A 23301-nucleotide genomic window follows, 5' to 3' on the forward strand; every position below is an offset into this window, starting at 1 on the left:
AAACGGCAACGCTGCTACGACCTCCGTCAGCAGACTCAAGTACCTCATTCCACCGGTGCAGAGTAGGGCATCGGCTCAGGTTCGGTGAAAGTCTGCACCTGGCTTTGGCCAAGCGTATCTGCGGCGGTTTTGCTGATCAACAGTAGGGTCGCCGCCAGGGCCAGCCCAATAACATCCCGCCACATGCTCCACTCCTCAACTCCTCACTCCTCTTGCCCATTACTGTAGCGGCGGTTTTCTCGACTGGGCAGGGATAGAGGACGGATTTTTACATAACACGAACCACTGCCAAAATTGCGGCTTTGCCCCCTGCCGGCTAGTCCCGGAACGTCAGCTGCAAGCTGGTTATCAGCAGCACCAAAGAAGAGACCGCCATCACCCCTCCCCAAAACCAGTAGGGCAAGAACAAGTTTTGGGCAATCTGGCTGGAATCGGAGTGGATCACCTGCCCGTTGATCACAGCAGAGGCCGTAAATAAGTAGTCAAGCTGGTGGTAGGTGCTCACACAGGCCTGCACCCCCAAAAATTGTGCAGCGAAGCCCCGCAGCCAGGGGGAGGCCCAGCGAGCTACCGCCAGGATCCCCAAACCCATACCCAAGAGGAACAGGAGGCCAAAGGGAGAGCGAACCCAGAGCAGCGTCGATAGCAACAGCAGGGATCCCAGAAGTACCAGCCCCAACCGAGTTGTGCTGTGGCGGCGGGAGGTAAGGATGAACAGGGCCCCAGCCAGCGGCGGCCCCATCGGCCCAGCAGCGGCCACTAAAGCTTGCCCCACCCGTCCCAAAAACAGCTCGCCACTGTGAATGGCCAGCCCCGAGCCGTCGGGATAGATCTCCAGACGATGAAACTCCCCACCCAACAGCACTGCCGTCAAGCCGTGGCCCATCTCATGAAACCAGGTGGCCAGAATCGTAAAGGGGTAGAGGATATAGTTGCCCCAGGGGAGCTGCCAGAGCAAGACCGTCAGACCTGCAGCAGCCACCAACCAAACCAAGCTGTGCCGGCCAGGTTTCTCGGAAGGGGAGGGAGGCAGCTCAAACTGAGTCATAGAGCAGCAGTGGGTAGACAGAAAAAAGCCTAAAACGCCTCGTCTTCTTAGACGACTGCCGGCAGAGGAGAGTTCCAAGCCAACCCCGAGAAAATCCAGAAAAACATATGTCTCAAACCAGTTTGCAATGGATGTAGGTCAGGTAGGCTGAAAAAGACTCTGAGGGATCCCTGGCGATGGCCACCTTCCTGCGGGATTGGAGCTATCAATTTCCTTGGCTTTACCGCAGCATCAGTCGCGGGGCTGCCCTGGCAGTGGGCGGATATGAGCGGTTGCGGAGATTGCCCATGCAAGGGATCCAGATTCATCCCCAGGATCGGGTGTTGGATCTCTGCTGTGGCCCGGCTGAAGTGACACCACTGTTGGCGGAGCTGAGCCAGCAGGTTATTGGGTTGGATGCTTCACCAAGAGCCCTGGCAGCGGCCCGCAAACGCCTCCCCAAGGTGGAATTTGTGGAAGCCTTTGCCCAGGATATGCCCTTTCCCAATGCCAGCTTTGATTGGGTGCATACCAGCTTGGCTCTGCACGAATTGTCCTTCGCCGACTTGGAGCAGGTGCTGCGGGAAGTGTGGCGGGTGCTCAAGCCGGGGGGAGGACTCTTGATCCTGGATCTGCATGCGCCTCGGCAACCCCTGATCTGGCCTGGGCTGGCCCTCTTTTTGGCCCTGTTTGAAACCGAGACCGCCTGGGAGCTACTCAAGCTGGACTTGCCCGAGCATTTGCAGCAGCAGGGTTGGCAATCCATCCGGCAGACCCTCCACGCTGGGGGAGCTCTGCAGGTTATCCAGGCGCGAAAGCCTGCCGCCTGAGCTGCACCCCTGAGAGCGGCAGTCAGCCCTGGTGCCAAAAGGGAGTGCCGAGGACAGGCGTACTGGGCTGAGCTGTTTCCTGAGGGATCATGGCCCCGGCCAGGTAGGCTCGGCGGCCTGAGCGCACCGCTTCTGCAAAGGCCTCGGCCATGGCCACCGGATCCCGAGCCAAAGCCACTGCCGTGTTCAGCAGCACCCCATCGAAGCCCCACTCCATCACCTGGCAGGCGTGGGAGGGCAGACCCAAGCCAGCATCCACGATCAGCGGCGCTTCAATCCGTTCCCGCAGCAGGCGTAAGCTGTAGGGGTTGAGGGGGCCTTTCCCGGTGCCGATGGGAGCCGCCCAGGGCATGACCACTTGACAGCCGACATCCAGCAACCGCTGGCAGAGCACCAGGTCGTCGGTGCTATAGGGCAGCACCTTAAAGCCGCGCCGGACCAGCTCAGCAGCAGCAGTGGGCAGTTGCACGGGATCCGGCTGCAGCGTGTAGTCATCCCCAATCAACTCCAGCTTGATCCAGTCGGTGCCGAACACCTCCCGCGCCATCTCCGCCGTTGTGATCACCTCCTGCACGCTGTGGCAGCCGGCGGTGTTGGGCAGAACTGGGATCCCCATCTTCTGCAACAGAGCCCAGAACCTCTGGGAAGTTTCTGGCCCCAGTGCCCCTTGCCGCCGCAGAGAAACCGTCAACAAACAGGGCTGCGCGCGCGCCACCGCCTGCTCCAAAATGGCTGGCGAAGGGTAGCGAGCCGTACCCAACATCAGGCGGCTGGGCAATGGTTGGCCATAGAGCACCAAGGGATCCTCATTGGCCCAAGTGGAGGGGGAAAGCTGGAGAAGGGTGGACATTGTCGGGGCAAAGTCAGGACAGAGCAGGAAGCAAGGGGGGCACTAGCCGCCAGCAACCGGAGTGACGATCTCCACCTGGTCGCCTTCTTGCAGACGGGTTTGCTCGTATTGGGCACGCGGCACAAACTTCAGATTAACCGCTACCGCAAAAGGGCCGCTGGCCCCCACCTGAGCCACTGCTTCGGACAAAGTGGTGCCTTCCGGCAAATCGTAAGGCTTCTGGTTGATCAAGACACGCATGGCGACAGGGACTCACCGGAAAGAGGGGCAGCCTGCACCTGAAAGGGGATCCCAAGCTGCTGGGCCAAGCGACAACTACCCTGGTGGAGATACTCCAAGACAGCATCGTGGATGGCCGGGGAGATCAGAAAGCCATGGCGATAGAGGCCGTTGATCTGCAACAGGCGAGGTGAGCGCTCCACCACGGCTGGCAAATGGTCTGCCAAGGTGGGACGACATTGGCTGCCTAATTCCAGGATACGCGCTTCGGCAAAGGCAGGATGTACGGCGTAGGCGGCGCTGAGCAACTCCAGGGCGGAGCGGACGCTCACCGGCGAGCGATCCTCAGATTCGATTTCAGTGGCCCCCACCACAAACACCTGACCCGGCTTGGGAGCGATGTAGATCGGGTAGCGAGGGTGCAACAGCCGGGTTGGGCGCCGCAAAGAGACTTCTGGGGCATACAGGCGCACCACCTCACCCCGAACTCCGCGCAGCAGTTTTTGCCCGCCCCATTCTTTTTGGGATCCCAGGCCGCGGCAATCCAAAACCCACCCACCGGTTTGCTGCTGCCAAGCTTGGGCCTGCTTCAGATCCCAGGGGCAACCCCACTCCACTTCCACCTCGTGCTGCCGCAACTTGGCCAGTAAAGCTGCCAACAGTTGGCGGTTGTCCAGTTGGCCCTCTTGGGGAAGATACAGACCCTGCACAAATCGCCCGGCTACCGACGGCTCCAGCTCGGCCAGAGCCTGAGCATCCAGAGGCTGGGGCTTAGGGAGAGCGGGAAGGCGCTCCACCACAGCGGCCAGCAGGGACGAGAAACGTCTGGCTTCCCCGGCATCTTGGCGGTGCCAGAGGATCAGAGTGCCTTCTTGCTGAAAGAAAACCGGCTGCGGCAAGCTGGCCAAAAGAGAGGGCCAACGAGAAAGGGCGTAGTATCCCTGGGCCACCACACTGGCTTCAGCGATGGCAGACTCGGCTAGGGGAGCCAGCATAGCAGCGGCAAAATGGGCAGCACTGCTCTCAACAGCAGCAGCAGGAGCCGCCTCCACAATGCGGACGGGATGCCCAACCTCGACAAGGCTGGCGGCCAACAAACGCCCCATCAGCCCAGCCCCGAGGACAAGGATGGGATCCCGCTGCGCTGCCCAAGGCAAAGTGATCCCTACTGCTGACGCAGCAGCGGATGGGCCCGTCAGGCTGGCTGCCGGATTTGTCAGAGAAGAGGAGGGTGGAAGGGTTAAAGTGCCCCGCACCACTGGCACGATGGATTCCATACTGGATCCCATGATAGGCTCTCGGGTTCTGCGATGAATCTGTTCCCACAGCATCCCAGGGGTGGGCACAGTGTTGTTCGACCACGACCCGACGGTCTACTTGAGTGGGCTGTGCGATAAAGCAAAAGCCGCTCTACTAGCTTGCTAAGGCCTACGGCCCACCAAGGGGAACCGCGTAGCGGTAGGGCGGAGCTTGTTCGCTTTAGCGGCGCGGAGCGCCAAACCCAGTTTTCTTGGTCACACCACCAGCAAAGAGAGATCCAAAGCCTTGGCCGAGTGGGTGAGAGCCCCGACGCTGACGTAATTCACGCCTGCCTCGGCCACTTGCCTGGCCCGTTCCGGGGTCATGTTGCCGCTGGCCTCGAGGGGAACTCTTCCTCCCACCCGTTGGACGGCTGTCTGGATTTCTTCCAGGGTGAAGTTATCCAAAAGGATGAGATCGGCTCCTGCTGCCAAAGCCTCTTCCAGTTCCTGGAGATCCCGCACCTCCACCTCCACCTTGAGGTGGTGGGGAGCGCCTTCCTTGGCCCGCTTGACGGCTGCCAAAACGCCTCCCGTGCCGCGGTCGCGACAGTGTTGCGTAGCAATAATGTGGTTTTCCTTAATCAAGATGCCGTCGAACAGCCCAAAGCGGTGGTTTTTGCCGCCCCCTACCCGTACTGCATACTTCTCCAGGGCGCGCAGGCCGGGAGTGGTCTTGCGGGTGTCCAGGAGCTGGGTTGAGGTTCCCCGGAGAGCCTCTACATAAGTGCGAGTGAGGGTGGCAATGCCGGACAGCCTTTGGAGAAGGTTGAGGGCCAGCCGCTCTCCTGCCAAGATGCCCCGCAGGGATCCCTTGAGGTGGGCCACTTCTTGACCGACAGCCACCCTGGCCCCTTCCTCCACCCCAGGGGTGAACTCTACCTGGGGATCCACCAGCCGAAAAACCCGCTTGGCAATCTCCAGACCGGCCAGGATCCCTGTCTCCTTGGCCAGGATTACCGCTTCACCCTCCAGTCCTGGGGGTAGGGTCAGCTCTGTGGTGAGGTCGCCGTGCCCCAGGTCTTCCCACAGCCAAGCGCGAAGGGTCTCCTCAGGTATGTAAACTTCTTCCATTTTCGGTTTGGTTTTAGGCTCCAGGATAAGCCCTACTTCTCAGCCTGAACAAGCAACAGGATCCCTCGCCTGCCCTGGCACCGCCTGTGGATTTTTCTCCCACCGGCAGGAATCTTCATCAACTGGGCAACTTGAAAGCCAATCTTGCCACTTGGATGCGGTTGGAATCTCTGCGCAATCCCTATCGAGTTCAAGTTTGGGGCAACCGTCTCGCGGCTTTGGAGATGACGCTGCGCTATGGAGAACAAACCCTGCTGAGGACATGAAGCTCCCCCCTTGCGCGACCCCATCCCATCTATCCCCAAAACTTCCCCAAAGCCGGAAAAAGCGGCTACGGGGTGTCTTTCGGCCTCTCCTCTGCTGGTTCGGGCGCTGTGTCCGGCTCCTGAGCAAGAGCAGAGTCCTCAAGGTTAGGCAAGGACTCCGTCCCGCTGGCGCGAACGGCTTCCGGGGAGGTTTCTGGCTCCTCGTTATCGCCAGGCGACGCTTCTGTGAGCACGTCGGCGGTGTGTGGCACTGAAGCAGGCTGGGCGGCAACAGGTTCCGGAGCAGAAGGAGGAGGGGCAGTTGGGATCCCGGCTTCTTCTGCAGGAACGACCGCAGGTGGTTGAGCAGCTTCTCTTTCTTCTTTTTCTTCCTTTTGCTGTTCGTAGCGGCGGCGTTTGTTGCCCTCGTCCACCAGCACGTACACCAGGCTGAGGAGAGAGAGCCCCGCTGTTCCAATCAAAACCCAAAGTAAATTGTTGTCTATGGTCATGGGGTGAGCTCCGTCAAACGCTGCTGGCGGTGGAGGGATGTTGCTCCTTAAGGCTTGATCTTACCGTTGAAGCCGCTCTGCCAAATCTTTCTGCCAAATCTTAAAGATTGGAAAGATTGGGTTCACCAGTTTTGTCATTTTGTGTGTCATGCGCTATCTCAAGTTTTACAAACCCTATGGCGTGCTCACCCAATTCACCGACCAAGCGGGACGGCCTACCCTCAAGTCTTTTATTCCGGTGCCCAAAGTTTATCCGGTGGGGCGGTTGGATCGCGACAGCGAAGGGCTGCTCCTGCTGACCGATGATGGTCGCCTCAATGCCCGCTTGATCGACCCCAAGTTCGGCCATGAGCGCACCTACTGGGTTCAGGTGGAAGGGATCCCCACCCCCCAAGCCCTGCAACAGTTGCAACAGGGGCTGATCATCCAAGGGCGAAAAACGCGCCCGGCCCAGGTTAAGGTCTTGGCTGAGGAACCCACCCTGCCGCCACGGGATCCCCCCATCCGCTTTCGCCGCTCCATCCCCACCACCTGGCTGGAACTGACGCTGCGGGAGGGTCGCAATCGCCAGGTGCGCCGCATGACTGCCGCCGTTGGGATCCCAACTTTGCGGTTGGTTCGGGTTGGACTGGGGCCTCTTTCTCTGGTGGGGCTTGCTCCCGGCCAGTGGCAAGATCTCAGCGAGGCAGAACTGGCCCAGCTACGGCAATATTGTTTTCCGTGACGTACTCCCGACTCCGACTGCTAGGTAGTACGGAGCAGGCTTCTCGCCTCAACGGGTAGCTATCGCAAGAACCCTCAGCGAGCAGACACAGGATGTCCCACTGCGTAGCTGCACCAGATTCCAACAAAGCTGTTCTGTACAGCTAGGTTGACCACAGCACAAAGACCGCCTTTCATCCCGACCCTCATGCTGATGCATGGAGGGCGAGGCTTCCCAGCGGACTAGCTAAACCATTGATTTTCTGACCCATTGCAGTTATTTCAAGTTAGATTAAGACGCTTTCAAAATGCTCCACGCTGCTTCTGCAACCACCCTCGGGCGGAAGACTTTCTCAGTGGCTCAGGCGTCTCACCCTAAACTGAAATGACTATAACTTACTGATCACTACAGTATTGTCCTTGTTCCCAATTGTGCTTGAGGCCCACTCAGTCGGGCATGAGGGCGTGGACGCGCTTGCCACCATTGGGATAGAGAAGGGCACGTTTGGGGCCGTGGATGGGATCTTCGACAATGATCGTCTGGTCGCGGCTGGCCCCCAGAGAAACAATGGCAATCGGCACCTGCATCAACTGTGCCAAAAACTTCAGGTAATCATGGGCTTCGGGGGGCAAGTCTTGGATGGAGCGGCAATCTTTGGTGGAACATTTCCAGCCCGGCAGGGTTTCGTAGATGGGTTTGCACTGGGCGAAAACCCGGGCATCGCTGGGAAAGTGACGAATTTCCCGACCCTGGTACTCGTAGGCAACGCACACCTTGATCTCATCCAAGCCATCCAGCACATCCAGCTTGGTGATGGCCAGGCAGTCTAGGCCATTGATCCGCACCGCGTAGCGCCCGATCACCCCGTCAAACCAGCCGCAGCGCCGTTGTCGTCCGGTGGTGGTGCCAAATTCAGCACCGGTTGCCCCCAGGTACGCCCCGATCTCATCTTTGAGCTCGGTGGGGAAAGGGCCTTCCCCAACGCGGGTGGTATAGGCTTTGGCCACCCCGATCACCCGGTCAATGCTGGTGGGGCCGATCCCAGCGCCAATACAAGCGCCACCGGCAATGGGATGGGAGGAGGTGACGTAGGGGTAGGTGCCGTAGTCGAGATCCAACAGGGTGCCTTGAGCCCCTTCAAACAGGATGTTCTCCCGATCTTCGATGGCTTGGGTGAGAAGCAGAGCAGCGTCGGTAACATAGGGGCGCAGCCGCTCGGCATAGGCCAGGTATTGCTCGATGATCGGCTCGGGATCCAGGGGGGGCAGATTATAGATCTTCTCCAGCAAGACATTTTTGTAGGGAATGGCCCAACTGAGGCGTTCCCGCAACTGGTCAGGGTACATCAAGTCCACAACGCGAATGCCCATGCGCTCTGCCTTGTCGGCATAGGTGGGGCCAATACCCCGTCCGGTGGTGCCCAGCTTGTAGATGCCGCGCCGCTCCTCTTCTGCGATGTCGATGACCCGGTGGTAGGGCAGGGTAACGTGGGCTGTTTCGGCGATGAATAGGTTGTCGGTGGAAATGCCCAATTGATGCAGTTGGTCGATCTCGGCCAGCAAAACTTCGGGATCGATCACCGTGCCGCTGGCGATGATGCAGCGTTTGTCGGGGTAGAGAATGCCGGAGGGGATCAGGTGTAGCTTGAAAGTTTGCCCCGCCACCACCAGGGTATGCCCTGCATTCACCCCGCCTTGATAGCGGACGACCACATGCGCCTTTTCACTGAGGAGGTCGGTGATCTTCCCTTTTCCTTCGTCGCCCCACTGGGCACCGACAACCACGACGTTTGCCAAGAGCTTCTCCTACAGTCCGTAGACGGCACAAAAAATCCCCTTTGCGGGGGCTGCTGCACTAATCTACCGCATCGCTCCGGGCACTGTTGAGGGATCAGGACAAAAACGTTAACAATCGATTAACTTTTCTCCAGCAGGGGACAAGGTGGAGATGAACGGGATCCCCGAACCCTCTGACGAGCAAGCAGGGATCCTGCGTTGGCATGCCCCCTGCCTTTAGGCAGGGGATTCTGGTTCCTGGTTCTGCGACAGCACTTACCGTGTTGGGTTGCCCCTCCACGACAGCGGTGCTCATCGCGGCAGCGGGCCGTAGGCCTTTCTCCCCAGGCGTTACCCCTTGCAGGGCGGTTCCCTCTCGCGCCAGCGGGACGGAGTCCTTATGCCCTTAGGTACCGCTGCGAACAACCACTACAAAACCTATTGAAGCTGCATCCAGTCGTGAGACTGTTGGGTTTTTATAGCGCTCCGTGCCGCCGTAGGCGAGAGCAGTTAACTACCCTGCCACTGCGGGCAGCGTAGCACAAAGCCGCTTGGGCGCACCCTAGACGGGTTGGGAATAATCCGACAAACTCAGGCAGCGCTCTCGAATGGCCTGTAAGTTGAGGGCCAAATCTCGGCAAATGCGGCGCTCCACCAGACCGACAGGCATTCTGCGGGGGGGCTTGACCTGCAGGTGGTAGGTGAGCAAGGTCTGATGGGCCGACAAATCGGCCAGATCCCAAAACCCCTCGAAGATGAGAAAATCCCCTTCTGTTTTTTGAAAGCGAAGTTGCTGGGGAAAGATCTCCTCGATAGCCAGCACCACCGCAGCAGAAAATTGGGCAAATAAAACCTTTTGGGATCCCACTTGACGTACCAGTGTGCGGCCATCCTCACGGCCAATGACGCGGCTTTCCACCAAGTTGGGAATAAACTCTGCCAGATGGTCGTAGTCGGTCAAAACCTGCCAGACCTGCTGCCGCTCCACCGGAATCAGGACGCGACCTCGCACTTGGCAGCGGCGCTCCCCCAAATCCTCCACCTCCACCTGGATGTCTGAGGACTCCGTCCCGCTGACGCCAGCAGGAATGGGGATCCCATCTTCTGGGGTGGGGTCTTGGGGATCCCATTCAGGGTCAGAAGGCATGGCGAGAACTTCAGTCGCGTAGGTGCTGTAGAGCAGTGCGGAAACCGGAGAGGGAATCGATTTTTGACTGGACAAACCATTCGCCAGCAGTTCCAATAGGCTGCCCCCCTGTGTTTTCTATTGTATCAGGGAACTGTATAGCAGATAACGAACTCTAGGGGAGAAGGGCCTGGAACCAACCGACGATCACCTGCCAAACCTGTTCTAGAAGGGCAAAGGGATCCCGCAACTCCTGCAGCACCTGCCGCGGGCCAATTCTAAAGACCACGTACAACACGGCCAAGATGATTACAATCCCCACCGTTGTCCAGATGGCCTCTCGAACCACCCGCACCCAAAAAACCAGCATAAAAATGGCGATGGCTACAGCGGCAACCAGCGGCAATGTGTCCAGTACCATCGGATCCCACCTCGTTTGGCTCAGATGTTTCAGATTTAACTCCACTGTAGCCAGCTTGAACTGAAAACAGGTGTTCGTAGATGTCCGTTGACAAGGGATCTCCTCTCGTAAAATGGGATCACCTCGAGATAACCCCTCTTTAGCTGGGCTAGACCTATGGACATCATCACCCTTGGCTGGATTGCCGTCCCCACCTTCTTCGTTCTTTCCATTGCCCTGGTGGTCTGGGGGCGCAACGGCATGTAATTTGTCATGCCTGGATTGAGCCTCACATCCATCTTGCATTCATCTTGTTGTTCCTGCCGCCGATATTGACGGGGTTACCCCCGCTCACACCATGGAAACCGATCTTCCCTTGGTCGCCCGCATCGCCTACGGAAGCATCTTTTTGCTGTTGACAGCCGTAACCCTGGGCGTTGGCTACATTACCTTCATCGACTGGCGGGATCGGCGGCGACGCAACGAAGTTGAGCGCAAAGCCCGTCGCTCCAAGCGCTAGCGCCGCTGTTGGGCCTGCTCAGGTCAGTCTTCAACCCAACTCAGGGTGGGGACGGCTAGATAAGGCAAGGGATCCTGGGGTTGCAGTTGAGAAAGATGCCGCAGGATGCCCTGGTTAGCCTGCCACAGGGCTTGCACATCCCATCCAGCGTAGGTGGGCAGAAAGTCCGCCAGCTTGCGGTTGGCCTCCCCCAGCAGGATCATGCAGCCACGGCGATTGTCGTTCTGCAGGTGATAGTAGGCCACTGCCGTCTGCAATAGACCCTGGTAAAAACGCCGCTCTGGATCCACTGCCTCCATCCACAGGGCCTCTAGGGTGTCGTGGCAGGCGTAAAATTCCCCCCGGTTAAACTGCTCGGCGGCCAGACGCAGCGCTTCTGAGGGGGCGTCGCTCATGTCGCTAGGCACAGGCCAGGGGGGAGGTCTGCACAGGCAGGGATCCCTGCGGCAACACCAGGGTAAAGCAGGTTTTGCCTTGAGAACTCTCCACCGAGACGCTGCCCCCCAGCCGCTGCATCCACTGCTTGACCAAAGCCAGGCCCAGGCCGGTGCCGCCCCGCTTCCAGGGATCCCCGCTGGGAATGCGGTAAAACTTCTCGAAGATGCGCTCCCACTCGCTGTGGGGAATTTCTACTCCCTCGTTGATCACCCGGATTTCCACCTGCTGCGGGCCGGGCCGCTGCGCCGTTACCCAGATGCTGCACCTTGGGGGAGTATACTTGCAGGCGTTGTTGACCAGCTCCTGCACCACCCGCTCCAGGCCACCTTGATCGGTGAGCACCTTGCCCACATTCGGCGCGATCTGCCACTGCAACCGTTGCTGGTTGGCCTGGGCCCGCTGTAGAAACGGCTCCAGCACGCTGGGCAGCCAGGTTGCCAGCGGCACTTCTTCCAGATGGAGCGTTTTGGATCCCTGCTCCAACCGCTGCAGATCCAGCAGGTCGTTTACCAGTTCCGCCTCCCGCTCACACTCCTGCTCCAAAATCTTGAGATATTGCTCTCGTTTTTGGGGGGCGCGGGCGGTTTTCAGCAGTTGGATGGCCATCTTCATGTTGGTGATGGGGGTGCGCAGCTCGTGGGAGACGGTGCTCAAAAAATCATCTTTGAGGCGGTTGAGGCGCTCCAGCTCACCAATTTGCTGCACAGAAGCCTGGTAGAGGCGGGCCTGGCGGATGGCAATGGCGCAGTGATCCGCCACCTGCTGCACCACCTGCACCTCCAGTTCATCAAAGCACTCGGCTGCCGGCTTCGCCAGCCAGAGATCCCCCAGCACCCCTTGGTCATCCCGCAGCGGGCACACCAGCAGGGTCAGCCCTTCCCGACGGGGGATCCAGCCCTGCCCAGGCAAGTGGCAGAATTGCACCGCTTGACCCCCTTGCAGGTGCCGGTAAAGATCGGGGTAGTCGGCCAAAGTCAGGGTGATCCCGCCGGCGGGCGGCAGGTCAGAGGTGTATTCATAGCGCACCGTCGCTTGGCCAGATGCCAAATCGTAGAGACAGAGATCGCAACCTTGAATGGGCAACCCCAGGGCCAACTCCTGCACCACTGCCCGCAGGATCTGGGCTTCCTCCAAACTGCTGCGCACCTGGTCGGTGACCCGCTGCAAGAGGGCATCCATAGCCAGAGATCGCTGCAGGGCCGCCGTCCGCTCCTGCACCTCCTGCTCCAGACGGGCGTTGAGGGTTTGCAACTGCCGGTAGAGCTGATTTTGCGTAATGGACAGGGCCAAATGTACCCCGACCCGACTCATCAGCTCTTGCTCTGCAGCTGACCAAGCCTTAGGCTCGTCAATTTTCAGCTCCCGCCAGGCAGCAAAAGAGATCAAAGGCAGTTCTTGTCTGGGATCCCCCTGAGCAAACCAACGGTAACCCGCCCAGTGGGTTTCTTGGCAGATGGCCGCGCGAAACACGCTCAGCCAGCCCACGGGCTGGTCATTCCAGACAAGCTGTACCATCAGCAGGCCACGAATGGGCGTCTGCTTCATCTGCTCTTGCAGCTCCGGCCATTTCTCCAAGTGGGATAGCGACCACATCTTCACCCAGCCCCCCGCTCCTCCGGCCCTTCCGAGCTGCTCCTGTAGCCAGGTGTCGTAGCTGGCCGGGGGTTGCACGCCATGACAACAGAGGGTATCTGAGCCCATAAAGTGGATCCGCAGCCGCGCCCCGATCCCCTGCAAACCGGCAGCAAGCTGCTCCAGCACCGTAGTCAAGGTCGTCTCCGGGTGTAGGGGCGAATAAACCAGGGCAGCAATTTGGTTGATTAGGCGTTCCTGCTGCGCCTTCTGCCGCGCCTGCTCCAGCAATTCCGCCTGAGCAATGGCAATGGAAACTTGATCCGCCAGCAACTGCACCACCTGCAGCTCTTCTGGAGAATACAGACGAGGCTCAGCATGATGGGAGACCAACAGCCCCCATAGCTCCTGGTGATGCATCAGGGGAACCACCAAGGAAGAGGCCACCCCCATGGACTTCAAATAGTGAACATGGCAGGGATCCACGGGCCGCTGCAGCGGCTCGCCCAGAGGAACCCTAGCAGACAACCCCCAAGACTCCGGCTGGCTGATGGAACGGCTCTGCGCCTCCACATCCACAATCACCCGCACCTGAGCTAGGCGAAACAACCGCCGCGCCTCCTCGGGAATGTCCCCTGCCGGAAAAGTCAACCCCAAGAGCGAGGGCAGCCGCTCCCCGCCTCGTGCTTCCGCCACCACCGTCCCATGCCCTTCCGGGTCGAAGCGGTACACCTTCACCCGATCCGTACCCAAAAAGGCGCGCACCTCCTCCACCGTCGCCCTCAGGATCTGATCCAGCTCCAGGGATTGCCGAATCTGGTGGGTGATGCGGTTGATGAGGGCATCTCGGCTGGGTCGAGCTGCGGCAGCCCACGTTTCAGTATCCATAGTTGCAAGCCCCTAGCCCCTGGAATTAGCGGAAAGTACCTAAAAATACATCCCTTTTTTCCAGCATAGGATGCCCTTGAGAAGAGCAGTCGGAGTTCAAAAGAAAAGTTAAAGAAAAAGTTAAAAATGGTAACTCAGGGTTTCCCGGGTTGGAATCGCCTGAGATCGGGTGAGATCTAGGGTCGGGAATGGCCTACGGCTCACCCGCGCCCTCGGAAAGCAGAGCTAGAGGAGAGGCAACCGAAACAGGCGAGCAGCGTTCTGGCTGGTTTCTTCTGCCAGTTTTTCCGGTGGGATCCCAAGCAGCTCCGCCAAGGTTTGGGCCACCCGCTGCACGTAAGCCGGCTCATTGCGTTTGCCGCGGAAGGGGGTGGGAGCCAGAAAAGGGCAATCCGTTTCCACCAAAAGCTGGGATAGGGGCACCTCCAAGGCCGACTGGCGGACGGTCTCGGCGTTCTTGAAAGTAACAATGCCGCTGAAGCTGATGTAGCAGCCCAGCTCCACAAACTGCCGGGTTTCCACCGGGGATCCGCTCCAGCAATGCATCACCGCCCGCACTGGCCCCCCCGTGGCCATGGCCTCCTTGAGGATGGCGTAGGTGGCTGCTGCCGCCTCGCGGCAATGGACGATCAACGCCAGATCCTGCGCTTGGGCAATGGCAATCTGGGCCCAGAAGGATTCTTTTTGCCGCTCGATATCCGCCGGGTTGGACTTGTAGAAATCCAGGCCCGTCTCCCCGATAGCCACCACTCGCTCGTCGCTGGCGGCCAGGTGGGCGATCTTTTCGGCCAAATCGGGCTGCCACTGGCCCGCCTCCAAAGGGTGCAGCCCCACCGACAAAAATACTTCCGGATACTGGTCGGCAATGGCCTGCAACTGGGGGAATTCTGCCGGTGTTACACAAGAATGCACCAAACGCCGGATCCCCGTCTGACGCCAGCGCTCGGCCACTTGGGGCAGATCCGCGGCAAAATCGGGGTAGTTGAGGTGGACGTGAGTATCCACCAAAGGAGCAGCAGGTAAGACGGCGGTGCTCAAGGCTCAGCTCCCCAACAATCGTGTTGCCAACCTTATCCAATTGTAAAAGCTGTCCCCGGCCTGCTTGGGATCCCTTCCGGCGCTCCCGTTTGCCGGCGAGATCCCCTTGCGACGGCTCCTGTGGGAGCAGGATGATCCACAATGATTGAGGAAACCTTACGCTGGAGGTTTGTTATGGCCCGTACCCCCTCAACCATGCTGCCTTTGGGCACCCCAGCCCCTGACTTCAGCCTGCCGGATGTGGTGAGCGGCCAAACCATCTCCCTCTCCACCTTTGCCGACAAGCCGGCCCTGCTGGTGATGTTCATCTGCCAGCACTGTCCCTATGTGAAGCACGTGCAAGAGGAGCTGGCCCGCCTTGGCAGAGATTACAAGGATCGCGGCGTCGGCATTGTAGCCATCAGCGCCAACGATGTGGAGAAATACCCGGATGACAGCCCAGAGAACTTGAAGAAGATGGCCGAGACCTTGGGCTTTACCTTCCCCTTCTGCTACGACGAAACCCAAGAGGTGGCCAAAGCCTTCACCGCCGCCTGCACCCCCGACTTTTTCTTGTTCGACGCGGATCGCAAGTTGGTCTATCGCGGTCAACTGGACGACAGCCGTCCCAGCCTGACCGATGTGCCGGTGACGGGCAAAGATTTGCGGGCGGCGCTGGATAACCTTCTGGCCGGCAAGCCCATCGATCCCGACCAAAAGCCCAGCCTGGGCTGCAACATCAAGTGGAAACCTGGCAATGAGCCTGCTTATTTCGCTGGGTAGATCCCGCTTTTTTGAATCGCGGCCAGGGCCTGTCGATGCAAGCTGGGGTTGGCTGCCGCCAACACTTCTCCCGTGGAGGTGCGGGTTAAGGGATCCCCTCGCCAATCGGTAATCACGCCACCGGATCCCTCAATCACCGGCACAAGGGCAGCAAAATCGTAGAGGGCAAGGCCACACTCCATCACCAGATCCACACAGCCGCTGGCCAGCAGGCCGTACTGGTAGCCATCGCCCCCATAGGAGGTAACGTGAACTGCTTGGCTGAGCCCCTGGAAGCACCGTTGTTGGTCGGGTTGGGTGAACAAATCAGGGGTGGTACAGCTCAAGTAGGCGCGGCTGAGGTCGGTATTGGCCTTGGTTTGAGCAGCCTGTCGGTGAGAGGGGGTTATCCATTGAGTGGGCTGTCCCCGTACCCCCAGCCAGCGTTCGCGCAACACCGGCTGATCGATGATGCCCAAAATGGGGCGGTCTTCTTCCAAGAGGGCAATCAAAGTGGCAAAGGTGGGCTTGCCGGTGGAAAAGGCGATGGTGCCATCCAAGGGATCCAGAACCCAGGTATAGAGGGATCCCGTCTGGTGAAAACCAAACTCTTCGCCAAGGATGTTGTGTTCTGGCACTTGGGCCATCAGCAAAGCCCGCATAGCTCGCTCTGCCTCCCGGTCGGCCACCGTCACAATTGGGGAGCGGGCCTCTTTGTATTCGGCTTGCAGTTCTCCGCGAAACAGGAGGCGAATCACCGCTCCGGCAGCATCGGCCAGGGCCTGGGCCAGTTCAATCCACTCTGCCTTGACCACCTTTTGCCCACCCCATCTGCCCCTTCCCTTTCTTAGCATAGGGAAAAATTTCCTCTCGGTTTATGCGGTCTGGCTTGCTCTTAACTCCTCTGGAATGGCTTTGGACGGCGATTGGGGTCCTCCTGACCATTTTGGGCACCCTAACCCATTTGAGTTTTCCGCCCGGGCTGCCTGGGTTGGGGGGATACAGCTTTTCGCTGCAAATTGGGGGCGTGTTGCTGACGGCTTGTTTGGCGGGGCCGGTGGCGGCGGTGTGCGCCCAGATCGTCTACCTAGGGTTGGGGCTGGCAGGGCTACAGGTGTTTGCCCAAGGGGGAGGGTGGCAGTACCTATACCAGCCTGCCTTTGGCTACTTGCTGGGGTTTCTGCCAGGAGCCTGGGCCTGCGGGACAATTGCTTTTCCGCAACGGGATCCCTACCCTTCTCCCCCGGCCCACCAACGCGCTGCCGATGCCAAGCGGTGGGCAGAAGGGATCCCTGACTCCCCGGTGGGCCTCCAAGAGCTGGGATCCGGCAGCTTGGTGGCTTTGGCCTTGGTTCACCTGACCGGGATTCTCTACCTTTTGGCCACGCACCCCTGGAATGGGGAGTTGCTGAGGTTGATAGGGCTTTACTCTGGCTATACTCTGCCGGGACAGCTCATCGTGGCCAGCTTTGTTGCGGTGATAGCGTTGCTGTTGCGGCGCTTGCTGCTGCTCTGAAGCAAGGGAATCAACTCTGCGCAAAGGCCCATGCAGATTTGGGTCGGGGCGCCTCCTTTCTCAGGCTGCGGCGGCAGAAAGTAACTTAGAAAAGTAACTTAGAGCTGTGCCGCTCAAGCGGTGGTACAGATTCTGGTCAAGTCTTGCCAGGATGGATGGGTTTGCGTGAGGAACTGCGGGATGCAACGGACTGCTCTCACCCTTTTGGCCACTGGCCTTTTGGCCACTGGGCTGGCTGCTTGTGGAGATGGCGGCAGCTCAGGGGGCTCGATCCTGCCCCCACCCCAAGGCCCAACGGTTTCGTTTATCAATGCGCCCACCTCGGTGCGGGTGGGCACCTCCACGCCGGCTTTTACGGTGCAGGTGAGTGTGCCCGGCGGTGCTCGTCCAACGCAGTTCATCGAGCTGGAAACTTTCAGCCCCAGCGGCGTGCGTGTGCAGAGGGAATTCTTCAGCCCGCAGCAGGCCGGCTGCAATCCCGGGGCCACCTTTTGTAGCTTCATCACCGACTTCCGCGTTGCCCTCGGGGATCCCATCGGCGTTTGGCAGTTCCGGATTACCGCGTTTGACCAACAGAATCGCTCCGGATCCCAGACATTGCTGATTACCGCCTTCCAGTGAGCCAGCCGAGTTGCCAGCTTTGAGGCGAGGCCATTCACTCCAGAGGGGAATGGCCGCCACAGGTCGTGCCAGCGGGACGGAGTTGCAACAAGACTGAATCTCGCTCACCGCTGCTGCAACCCATGACCAGCAGCAACTTTGTCGCTACCCCGCCAGCAGGAGCTCCCTGGGCATCCGTTCTCCCATAGCTAGGGCAACCAGCAAGGTTCGGCAAAAACAGGGCCGGAGGCATGCTCCCTCAAGCGATGAGCCAGTTATCACTGGAGTTCGCAAGCTGCCCAAGGCGGGATCCCCTACTCCAGGTCTCGACGGTTGGGGTTGCGGGAGGGGTCGTTGCTCAAAAAACCAAACACAAAAAGCCCCACAAAAAAGATGACAACCGCGTAAACAGAGATTTTCAGTAACAGCATAGTTTCAGCAACCCGTTTCCGACTGAGTGAACTGATGAAGCGCTAAGGCAATCGTAAAACAAGGGTGAACCACCCCAGAGAGGGGATCCCGTCAAACCTGAGACCCCGCAAAACTTCTTCACAACATCATACCTCTCAGAGGGCCTTTTTCCCGCAAATGGCCCCAGTCTCCCCCCGAGAGATCCTTTCATCCCATCCTCAGAAAAGGCTGCAAAGCCCGGCATGTCGGGGATCCCCGGCAAGAGCAGAGATTGTTAAGAAATATGCTGGGCTGGAAACAAAGATTGCAACTCCTCAGCGGCAGCAACGCTCGCGGGCGACCGGGACATAGGAAGATATAATTTGCGGCTTTGCCGGTCTTGCCGGACGTGTGTTGGATTTGCCCATGCCTTTTGATCGGTTAGGCCACTTAGAGGTTCTGGATGGGCGGTCGGGAGCTCAGCCGCAACCTTCGTCGGGGATCTATCGGCCCCAGGAGTTGCTGCTTTCCGATGGGATCCCGGCTTTTCTGCACCACTGGCCCCAGGGATCCCCTTGCGGACGGGTGTTGCTTTTGCACGGTAAAGGGGATCACGGCGGCGGGTTTTGCCCTTTGGCCGGCGAGTTGGCTGCTCAAGGGTGGGAGGTTTTGGCGCCTGACATGCGGGGATTTGGTCGCTCCGGCGGGATCCGCTGCTGGATCGACCGTTTCAGCCAATATCAAGCCGATCTGGAGAGGATCACGCAGCAGATTTGGCCGCAGAAAGGGATCCCGCAGATCTGGTGTGGGTATAGCGCGGGGGCCAACTGGGTTACGGAATATGCCCTTGCCCATCCCGGCCAGGTGCAGGGCCTGATCCTCATCTCTCCCGCTTTTCGCATCGACCACTATTTCACCCCTTTGACCCACGCCCTTCTGCAAGTTTTGGACAGGGTTATTCCCCAGTTGGCCTTGACCGGCCTCTACGAGCCAGCGCGGGTGACTTCCCTACCCGAGCAGCAAGCCGCCTTTGTGGCGGATCCCCACATGTGTGGTGTAACGCGGGCCAGATTCACAGCCGAACTGGTGCGCAGCGGGCAGCGCTGCCTTGATCAAGCCCATCGGCTCCGCCTGCCGGTTTTGCTGCTTTACACCTCTGCCGATATCGTCGTCAATCCTGCCGGAGCTGTGGATTTTGCCCGTCGGCTGCCCCAGGGAGAAATCCACGATTTTCCCCAGTCCCGCCACGATCTTTTACACGACTGCCAAGCGGAAGCGGTAAAAGAGACCCTTCGCCGCTGGCTGGCCCGGCATTTCCTCTCTGCCCCGGATGTCGCCCCTCGCCGGACGACCAGCTCAGCCCCTACCGACCTCATGGCAAAATAGAAACGCCCTCTTTCCCCCTGCTCTCATGAGCCAAGACCTGATCTACCGTCCCCGTCGGCTGCGGCGCACAGAGGCCTTCCGCCAGATGGTGCAGGAAACCCACCTGCGGGTGCAGGATCTGATCTATCCCCTGTTTGTCATGGAGGGGGAGAACCAGCGGCAGGAAGTGGAGTCGATGCCCGGCTGCTACCGCTACACCCTAGACCTGCTGCTAAAGGAGGTGGAAGAAGCCGCTCAACTGGGGATCCCGGCGGTGGCCCTGTTCCCGGTGGTGCCGGAAGAGAAAAAGGATCCCACCGGGCGGGAGTGCTTCAACCCGGAAGGCTTGATCCAGCGGTCGGTGCGGCGGATTAAACAGGAAATCCCCGAGATCTTGGTGGTAACCGATGTGGCTTTGGATCCTTACAACAGCGACGGCCACGACGGCATTGTGCGGGATGGGGTGATCCTCAACGACGAGACGGTGGAAGTTTTGGTCAAGCAAGCCCTCTCCCAAGCAGAGGCGGGAACGGATATTGTGGCCCCCTCGGACATGATGGACGGTCGTGTCGGTGCCATTCGGGAGGCCCTGGATGACCAAGGCTATACCGATGTGGCGATCCTGGCCTATTCTGCCAAATATGCCTCTGCCTTCTACGGCCCCTTCCGCGATGCCCTGGGATCCGCGCCCAAATCCGGAGACAAAAAAAGCTATCAAATGGATCCCGCCAATGCTCGGGAAGCCATCAAAGAGGTGGAGCTGGACGAGGCCGAGGGGGCGGACATGGTGATGGTGAAGCCGGCCCTGGCCTACCTGGACATCATCTACCGAGTCAAGGAATCAACGGATCTGCCCGTGGCTGCCTACAACGTCAGCGGCGAGTACGCCATGATCAAAGCCGCCGAACAAAAGGGCTGGATCGACGGCAAAAAAGTGATGTTGGAATCCCTGCTGGCCATGAAGCGGGCTGGCGCCGATATCATCCTCACCTACTTTGCCAAAGAGGTGGCCCTGCTTCTCAAACAAGCCTAGGCAGAGGCAGCCTACGGCCTGGCAGACGGCTGGGTGGACTGCCCGATCCAGGAAGGGTGGGTGTTCTTCTCGTCGTCCGCCACCCAGGTACTGGGATCCACCAAACGCACCTGAATTTGATTGCGTGGCACCCGATTCAGCCGTTCCTTGATCAGGGCCTCCTGCTGCAAGGGATCCATACCTCGATCCACCCCCTCCTGCAGCCGAGAAATCCGAGTGGACAAGACCTCGATATGCCGCTCCAGAACCTGGAGCCGGTGGTGCTGAGCCAACTGCACCGGCAAGAGGCGATACAAACCACTGAGGGCAGCCGCCGTAAACAAGACATTCACCCCGATGTGACAGGCCATCTCCCAGACTTGAGGCTCGTGGCCAGGTTCTTGCCGTCCGCGCCGGCGGGAGCGCTGGACAGGGATCGTCCGCCGACCGGAAATTGGGAGAGAGGAGGGAAACCCTGCCCGAACCAGGGATCCCTGCCCTTGGGAGCGATGCACTCGTGGAGCAACAGAGATGTCCAGCCGAGGCCCAGCAACCTGCTCTGCACGCATAGACACGTGGCGAGCCGGGGTACGGGAAGAAGACTTGGGTGTCACGGGTGAAGGGAAGAAAATAGGGGGACGATGAACCACCTCTGCTGCCAAGAAGCGCAGCTAGGGCCTATTGAAGCCGATTTTTCCAGGTGTGTCAGCTTACTAGCGCAGGAGCCCCGCACTGTACCCGTAGGGTCAGTGTCGGGAGGAATGCGCTTTGATGAAGTACAATGAACCTATGAGCCAAGTCCTGACCATCTCCTGCAAGCTCAAGGTGTCCCAGTCGCAAGCCGCCAAATTGGACGCGACGATGGATGCCTTTGTGCAGGCACTGAACTGGGTCAACCAGAACACGCCGGAGAAGATCGTCAATGCGGTCAAACTGCAATCCCTTTGCTACTACGAGATTCGCGCCCGATTCGGCTTGTCTAGCAACTTGGCCCAGCAGGCCTGCAGACGGGTGGCAGGCGCTCGCAAAGTGGCGAGACAGCACAACCGTCCAGTTAAAGAGTTCAAGCGTAGGTTCGTTACCTACGACGCACGTATCTTCTCGTTCCGCGAGAAAGACTGGACGGTGTCGCTGACCACGGTGGAAGGGCGAGAGCGCTTTGGACTGGCCATTGGCAACTACCAGCGTGGAATACTGGCTGGTTCCAACCCCAAAGCCGCCACCCTGGTCAAGCGGGAGGACGGCTCCTATTACATCCAGATTTGCGTAGAGGAGAAGCCACCCAAGCAACAAGATGCCGACAAGGTGATCGGGGTGGACTTTGGAAGGACGGATATCGCTCATACCTCAGAAGGGGACAACTGGAATGGACAGCAGTTGAGCCGAGTTCGAGACCACTACTCCCGATTGAGGGCGGCACTCCAACGCAAAGCCAGTAAGGGCACACGCAGTTCGCGGCGCAGATGCAGAGAACTGTTGCAACGGCTGTCTGGCAAGGAGAGACGCTTTCAGTCGCGTCAGCGTTGCGTAGCAAAAACGTGGGTCAATCATCGCATCTCCAAAGCCGTTGTCTCTAGGGCAAAAGCTACCAACAGCGCTATTGCTCTGGAAGACCTGACGGGGATCCGGGAAAGGGTCAATCAACAGCCACGCAGCAAGACAGAGCGTAGGCGGGCCAACAGTTGGGCGTTCTACCAACTGAGGCAGTTTCTGGAATACAAGGCGAGAGTTGCGGGGGTGACTGTGGTGCTGGTGCCGCCCGCCTACACCAGCCAGACCTGCCACAAGTGCCTGCACATCCATCCCGACCCTGCGCAATCCTACCGCAGTGGTAAGTCGTTCAAGTGTGGACACTGTGGATGGGAAGGGGATGCGGACTTTAATGGTGCGAATGTGATTGCGCTTTTGGGGGCTGTCGTAAACCAGCCTAGAGGTTCGGGCCTGTTTTGTTCTCTGGTAGAGCAAAGCAGGCTCAGGGCTGCTGAAAGCCCGCTCCGTACCGCTTAGCGGTCGGAGTCGGGTAGTTTACGCTTTGCCGCAAAACATTTTTATTCTTGGGCTTTCTTGGGCTCTGCCACTTCGCCAAGCTCAGCAAACGGATGGCGGGATCCCAGGCAATGGCCAACGCGGGGCAGGAAACGCGCTAGGCTAGAGGTTCGAATAGCGGAAAGGCTCTGCACCGTTCAAAGGACAAGGGCGGCACAGGGCTTGTGCAGATGCAAGTCGGATCCACATCATGCGCATTGTCATCACGGGTGGAAGTGGTTTTATCGGGCGTCGCTTGGTGGCCCGTTTGCTGGAGCAAGGGGATCAGGTTTTGGTCTTGACCCGCCGCCCGGAGCAAGCCCGCCGCATTTTGGGGGAATCCCCCAACCTCAAGCTGCTGCCCTACGATCCCTACCAACCGCAAACCTGGGCAACCGCCTTGGAAGGGTACGAGGGGATAGTCAACTTGGCCGGAGAGCCTTTGGCATCTTCTCGCTGGACAGAGGCCAAGAAAAAAGAAATCCGTCGTAGCCGTGTGGAAACCACCCAGGCCCTTGTCCAAGCCCTCGCCTCCCTCAACCAAAAGCCCCAGGTGATGATCAGCAGCTCGGCGGTGGGTTACTACGGATCCCATCCAGAAGGGGATCCCCTGACGGAGACGGATCCCCCGGCCCAAGATTTTCTGGCAGAAGTCTGTCAAGCTTGGGAAGCTGCCGCCCGGTCGGTTGAGGAATTGGGGATCCGTTTGGCCATCGTGCGCACAGGGATTGTGTTGGGGCCGGATGGAGGAGCGCTGGGGCAGATGTTGGCTCCCTTCCAATTTTTTATCGGCGGAACGATCGGCTCCGGCAAACAATGGCTGTCTTGGATCCACCGCGAGGATTGGGTGAGCTTGGTCTGCTTCCTGCTGGAGCAGGGATCCGGAGTGTTCAACGCCACCGCTCCCAACCCGGTGCAGATGGAAGAGTTTTGCCGAACCTTAGGCCAGGTCTTGGGTCGCCCCTCTTGGTTGCCTGTGCCGGAGCTGGCGTTGGAACTGCTGTTGGGCGAGGCAGCTCAAGTGGTTTTGACGGGGCAGAAAGTGATCCCGCAAGCGGCTTTGCAGATGGGCTTTACCTTCCAGTACCCACAACTGAAAGAGGCATTACGACAGATCCTCCTCCCCCGCTGACTTCT

At 59.3% G+C, this 23301-nt stretch carries 27 protein-coding genes; 11 read left to right on the forward strand and 16 right to left on the reverse strand.

What is annotated here, in order from left to right:
• Positions 1–44 precede the first annotated feature (44 nt).
• Positions 45–185, reverse strand: a complete 141-nt coding sequence (locus tag ACVWZ1_RS01825; RefSeq protein ID WP_414330515.1) for a hypothetical protein — start codon at positions 183–185, stop codon at positions 45–47.
• Between the two features lie 131 nt (positions 186–316).
• Complete coding sequence (locus tag ACVWZ1_RS01830; protein ID WP_457502383.1) at positions 317–1048, reverse strand: M50 family metallopeptidase; 732 nt, start codon at positions 1046–1048, stop codon at positions 317–319.
• A 176-nt stretch (positions 1049–1224) separates the two neighbouring features.
• Between ACVWZ1_RS01830 and ACVWZ1_RS01835 the strand changes: the two genes are divergently transcribed.
• Positions 1225–1857, forward strand: coding sequence for a class I SAM-dependent methyltransferase (locus ACVWZ1_RS01835; RefSeq protein ID WP_414409284.1), 633 nt, complete (start codon positions 1225–1227; stop codon positions 1855–1857).
• 22 nt (positions 1858–1879) lie between these two features.
• Here the strand turns inward: ACVWZ1_RS01835 and ACVWZ1_RS01840 are convergent, their stop codons facing one another.
• The 5 genes from ACVWZ1_RS01840 to ACVWZ1_RS01860 form a co-directional block, all read right to left on the reverse strand.
• Positions 1880–2707, reverse strand: a complete 828-nt coding sequence (locus ACVWZ1_RS01840) for a thiazole synthase (RefSeq protein ID WP_457502384.1) — start codon at positions 2705–2707, stop codon at positions 1880–1882.
• A gap of 42 nt (positions 2708–2749) precedes the next feature.
• Positions 2750–2947 carry a sulfur carrier protein ThiS gene (gene thiS / locus ACVWZ1_RS01845; protein ID WP_457502385.1) on the reverse strand — a complete coding sequence of 66 codons (198 nt, stop codon included), beginning with the start codon at positions 2945–2947 and terminating at the stop codon, positions 2750–2752.
• Positions 2935–4083 carry an FAD-dependent oxidoreductase gene (locus ACVWZ1_RS01850; RefSeq protein ID WP_457502428.1) on the reverse strand — a complete coding sequence of 383 codons (1149 nt, stop codon included), beginning with the start codon at positions 4081–4083 and terminating at the stop codon, positions 2935–2937. Before ACVWZ1_RS01850 ends, thiS begins: the two co-directional genes overlap by 13 nt.
• Before the next feature lie 357 nt (positions 4084–4440).
• On the reverse strand, positions 4441–5298 hold the full coding sequence (gene nadC, locus ACVWZ1_RS01855; RefSeq protein ID WP_414357502.1) for a carboxylating nicotinate-nucleotide diphosphorylase: 858 nt from the start codon (positions 5296–5298) through the stop codon (positions 4441–4443).
• Positions 5299–5629: 331 nt separating this feature from the next.
• Positions 5630–6055 carry a hypothetical protein gene (locus tag ACVWZ1_RS01860; protein ID WP_457502386.1) on the reverse strand — a complete coding sequence of 142 codons (426 nt, stop codon included), beginning with the start codon at positions 6053–6055 and terminating at the stop codon, positions 5630–5632.
• Between the two features lie 148 nt (positions 6056–6203).
• On the opposite strand from ACVWZ1_RS01860, the gene ACVWZ1_RS01865 reads away from it, so the two are divergent.
• Positions 6204–6779 (forward strand): pseudouridine synthase, encoded by a 576-nt coding sequence (locus ACVWZ1_RS01865; protein ID WP_414374822.1) that lies wholly within the window; start codon positions 6204–6206, stop codon positions 6777–6779.
• Positions 6780–7204: 425 nt separating this feature from the next.
• On the opposite strand, the gene ACVWZ1_RS01870 is transcribed toward ACVWZ1_RS01865, so the two are convergent.
• From ACVWZ1_RS01870 to ACVWZ1_RS01880, 3 genes are all read right to left on the reverse strand, one after another.
• Complete coding sequence (locus ACVWZ1_RS01870; RefSeq protein ID WP_414357505.1) at positions 7205–8554, reverse strand: adenylosuccinate synthase; 1350 nt, start codon at positions 8552–8554, stop codon at positions 7205–7207.
• Between the two features lie 541 nt (positions 8555–9095).
• Positions 9096–9755, reverse strand: coding sequence for an SRPBCC family protein (locus ACVWZ1_RS01875; protein WP_457502387.1), 660 nt, complete (start codon positions 9753–9755; stop codon positions 9096–9098).
• Between the two features lie 79 nt (positions 9756–9834).
• Entirely contained in the window at positions 9835–10080 is a 246-nt protein-coding gene (locus ACVWZ1_RS01880; RefSeq protein WP_049749597.1) for a hypothetical protein, read from the reverse strand.
• A gap of 156 nt (positions 10081–10236) precedes the next feature.
• Between ACVWZ1_RS01880 and ACVWZ1_RS01885 the strand changes: the two genes are divergently transcribed.
• Positions 10237–10326 carry a cytochrome b6-f complex subunit PetN gene (locus ACVWZ1_RS01885; RefSeq protein ID WP_244349857.1) on the forward strand — a complete coding sequence of 30 codons (90 nt, stop codon included), beginning with the start codon at positions 10237–10239 and terminating at the stop codon, positions 10324–10326.
• 91 nt (positions 10327–10417) lie between these two features.
• On the forward strand, positions 10418–10579 hold the full coding sequence (locus tag ACVWZ1_RS01890; protein ID WP_011434030.1) for a hypothetical protein: 162 nt from the start codon (positions 10418–10420) through the stop codon (positions 10577–10579).
• A 23-nt stretch (positions 10580–10602) separates the two neighbouring features.
• Here the strand turns inward: ACVWZ1_RS01890 and ACVWZ1_RS01895 are convergent, their stop codons facing one another.
• The 3 genes from ACVWZ1_RS01895 to ACVWZ1_RS01905 all read right to left on the reverse strand — a co-directional run bounded on the left by ACVWZ1_RS01895 (position 10603) and on the right by ACVWZ1_RS01905 (position 14482).
• Positions 10603–10974 (reverse strand): DUF309 domain-containing protein, encoded by a 372-nt coding sequence (locus ACVWZ1_RS01895; RefSeq protein WP_457467296.1) that lies wholly within the window; start codon positions 10972–10974, stop codon positions 10603–10605.
• Positions 10975–10978: 4 nt separating this feature from the next.
• The gene (locus tag ACVWZ1_RS01900; protein WP_457502388.1) at positions 10979–13477 is read right to left on the reverse strand and encodes a sensor histidine kinase; all 2499 of its coding nucleotides are present in this window, start codon (positions 13475–13477) and stop codon (positions 10979–10981) included.
• Between the two features lie 225 nt (positions 13478–13702).
• A complete protein-coding gene (locus ACVWZ1_RS01905) occupies positions 13703–14482 on the reverse strand; it encodes a TatD family hydrolase (protein ID WP_457502429.1) in 780 nt (259 codons plus the stop codon).
• A gap of 207 nt (positions 14483–14689) precedes the next feature.
• Here ACVWZ1_RS01905 and ACVWZ1_RS01910 point away from each other — a divergent pair, with 207 nt between their 5' ends.
• Positions 14690–15277 (forward strand): thioredoxin family protein, encoded by a 588-nt coding sequence (locus ACVWZ1_RS01910; RefSeq protein WP_041437584.1) that lies wholly within the window; start codon positions 14690–14692, stop codon positions 15275–15277.
• On the opposite strand, the gene ACVWZ1_RS01915 is transcribed toward ACVWZ1_RS01910, so the two are convergent.
• Positions 15262–16110, reverse strand: a complete 849-nt coding sequence (locus tag ACVWZ1_RS01915) for an inositol monophosphatase family protein (RefSeq protein ID WP_457502389.1) — start codon at positions 16108–16110, stop codon at positions 15262–15264. The two genes, ACVWZ1_RS01910 and ACVWZ1_RS01915, sit on opposite strands and share 16 nt — an antisense overlap.
• 23 nt (positions 16111–16133) lie before the next feature.
• On the opposite strand from ACVWZ1_RS01915, the gene ACVWZ1_RS01920 reads away from it, so the two are divergent.
• Positions 16134–16772 carry a biotin transporter BioY gene (locus ACVWZ1_RS01920; RefSeq protein ID WP_457502390.1) on the forward strand — a complete coding sequence of 213 codons (639 nt, stop codon included), beginning with the start codon at positions 16134–16136 and terminating at the stop codon, positions 16770–16772.
• 180 nt (positions 16773–16952) lie between these two features.
• Entirely contained in the window at positions 16953–17393 is a 441-nt protein-coding gene (locus tag ACVWZ1_RS01925) for a hypothetical protein (RefSeq protein WP_457502391.1), read from the forward strand.
• A 293-nt stretch (positions 17394–17686) separates the two neighbouring features.
• Here ACVWZ1_RS01925 and ACVWZ1_RS01930 read toward each other — a convergent pair whose 3' ends face one another.
• Positions 17687–17803, reverse strand: coding sequence for a photosystem II reaction center protein I (locus tag ACVWZ1_RS01930; RefSeq protein ID WP_011434021.1), 117 nt, complete (start codon positions 17801–17803; stop codon positions 17687–17689).
• A gap of 385 nt (positions 17804–18188) precedes the next feature.
• Between ACVWZ1_RS01930 and ACVWZ1_RS01935 the strand changes: the two genes are divergently transcribed.
• Together ACVWZ1_RS01935 and hemB are read left to right on the forward strand one after the other, a co-directional pair.
• Positions 18189–19148: an alpha/beta hydrolase gene (locus tag ACVWZ1_RS01935; protein WP_457502392.1), complete on the forward strand. Its 960-nt coding sequence runs from the start codon at positions 18189–18191 to the stop codon at positions 19146–19148.
• A 25-nt stretch (positions 19149–19173) separates the two neighbouring features.
• The gene (hemB, locus tag ACVWZ1_RS01940; protein ID WP_457490193.1) at positions 19174–20160 is read left to right on the forward strand and encodes a porphobilinogen synthase; all 987 of its coding nucleotides are present in this window, start codon (positions 19174–19176) and stop codon (positions 20158–20160) included.
• 11 nt (positions 20161–20171) lie between these two features.
• Here hemB and ACVWZ1_RS01945 read toward each other — a convergent pair whose 3' ends face one another.
• Complete coding sequence (locus tag ACVWZ1_RS01945) at positions 20172–20753, reverse strand: slr1601 family putative cell division protein (protein WP_011434018.1); 582 nt, start codon at positions 20751–20753, stop codon at positions 20172–20174.
• 175 nt (positions 20754–20928) lie between these two features.
• Here ACVWZ1_RS01945 and ACVWZ1_RS01950 point away from each other — a divergent pair, with 175 nt between their 5' ends.
• Both ACVWZ1_RS01950 and thyD read left to right on the forward strand, forming a co-directional pair.
• Positions 20929–22146: an RNA-guided endonuclease InsQ/TnpB family protein gene (locus ACVWZ1_RS01950; RefSeq protein ID WP_457502393.1), complete on the forward strand. Its 1218-nt coding sequence runs from the start codon at positions 20929–20931 to the stop codon at positions 22144–22146.
• Positions 22147–22375: 229 nt separating this feature from the next.
• Positions 22376–23296, forward strand: a complete 921-nt coding sequence (gene thyD / locus ACVWZ1_RS01955; protein WP_457502394.1) for a thylakoid membrane protein ThyD — start codon at positions 22376–22378, stop codon at positions 23294–23296.
• The last annotated feature ends 5 nt before the right edge of the window (positions 23297–23301 follow it).

This window comes from Thermostichus sp. MS-CIW-25, from assembly GCF_054060015.1.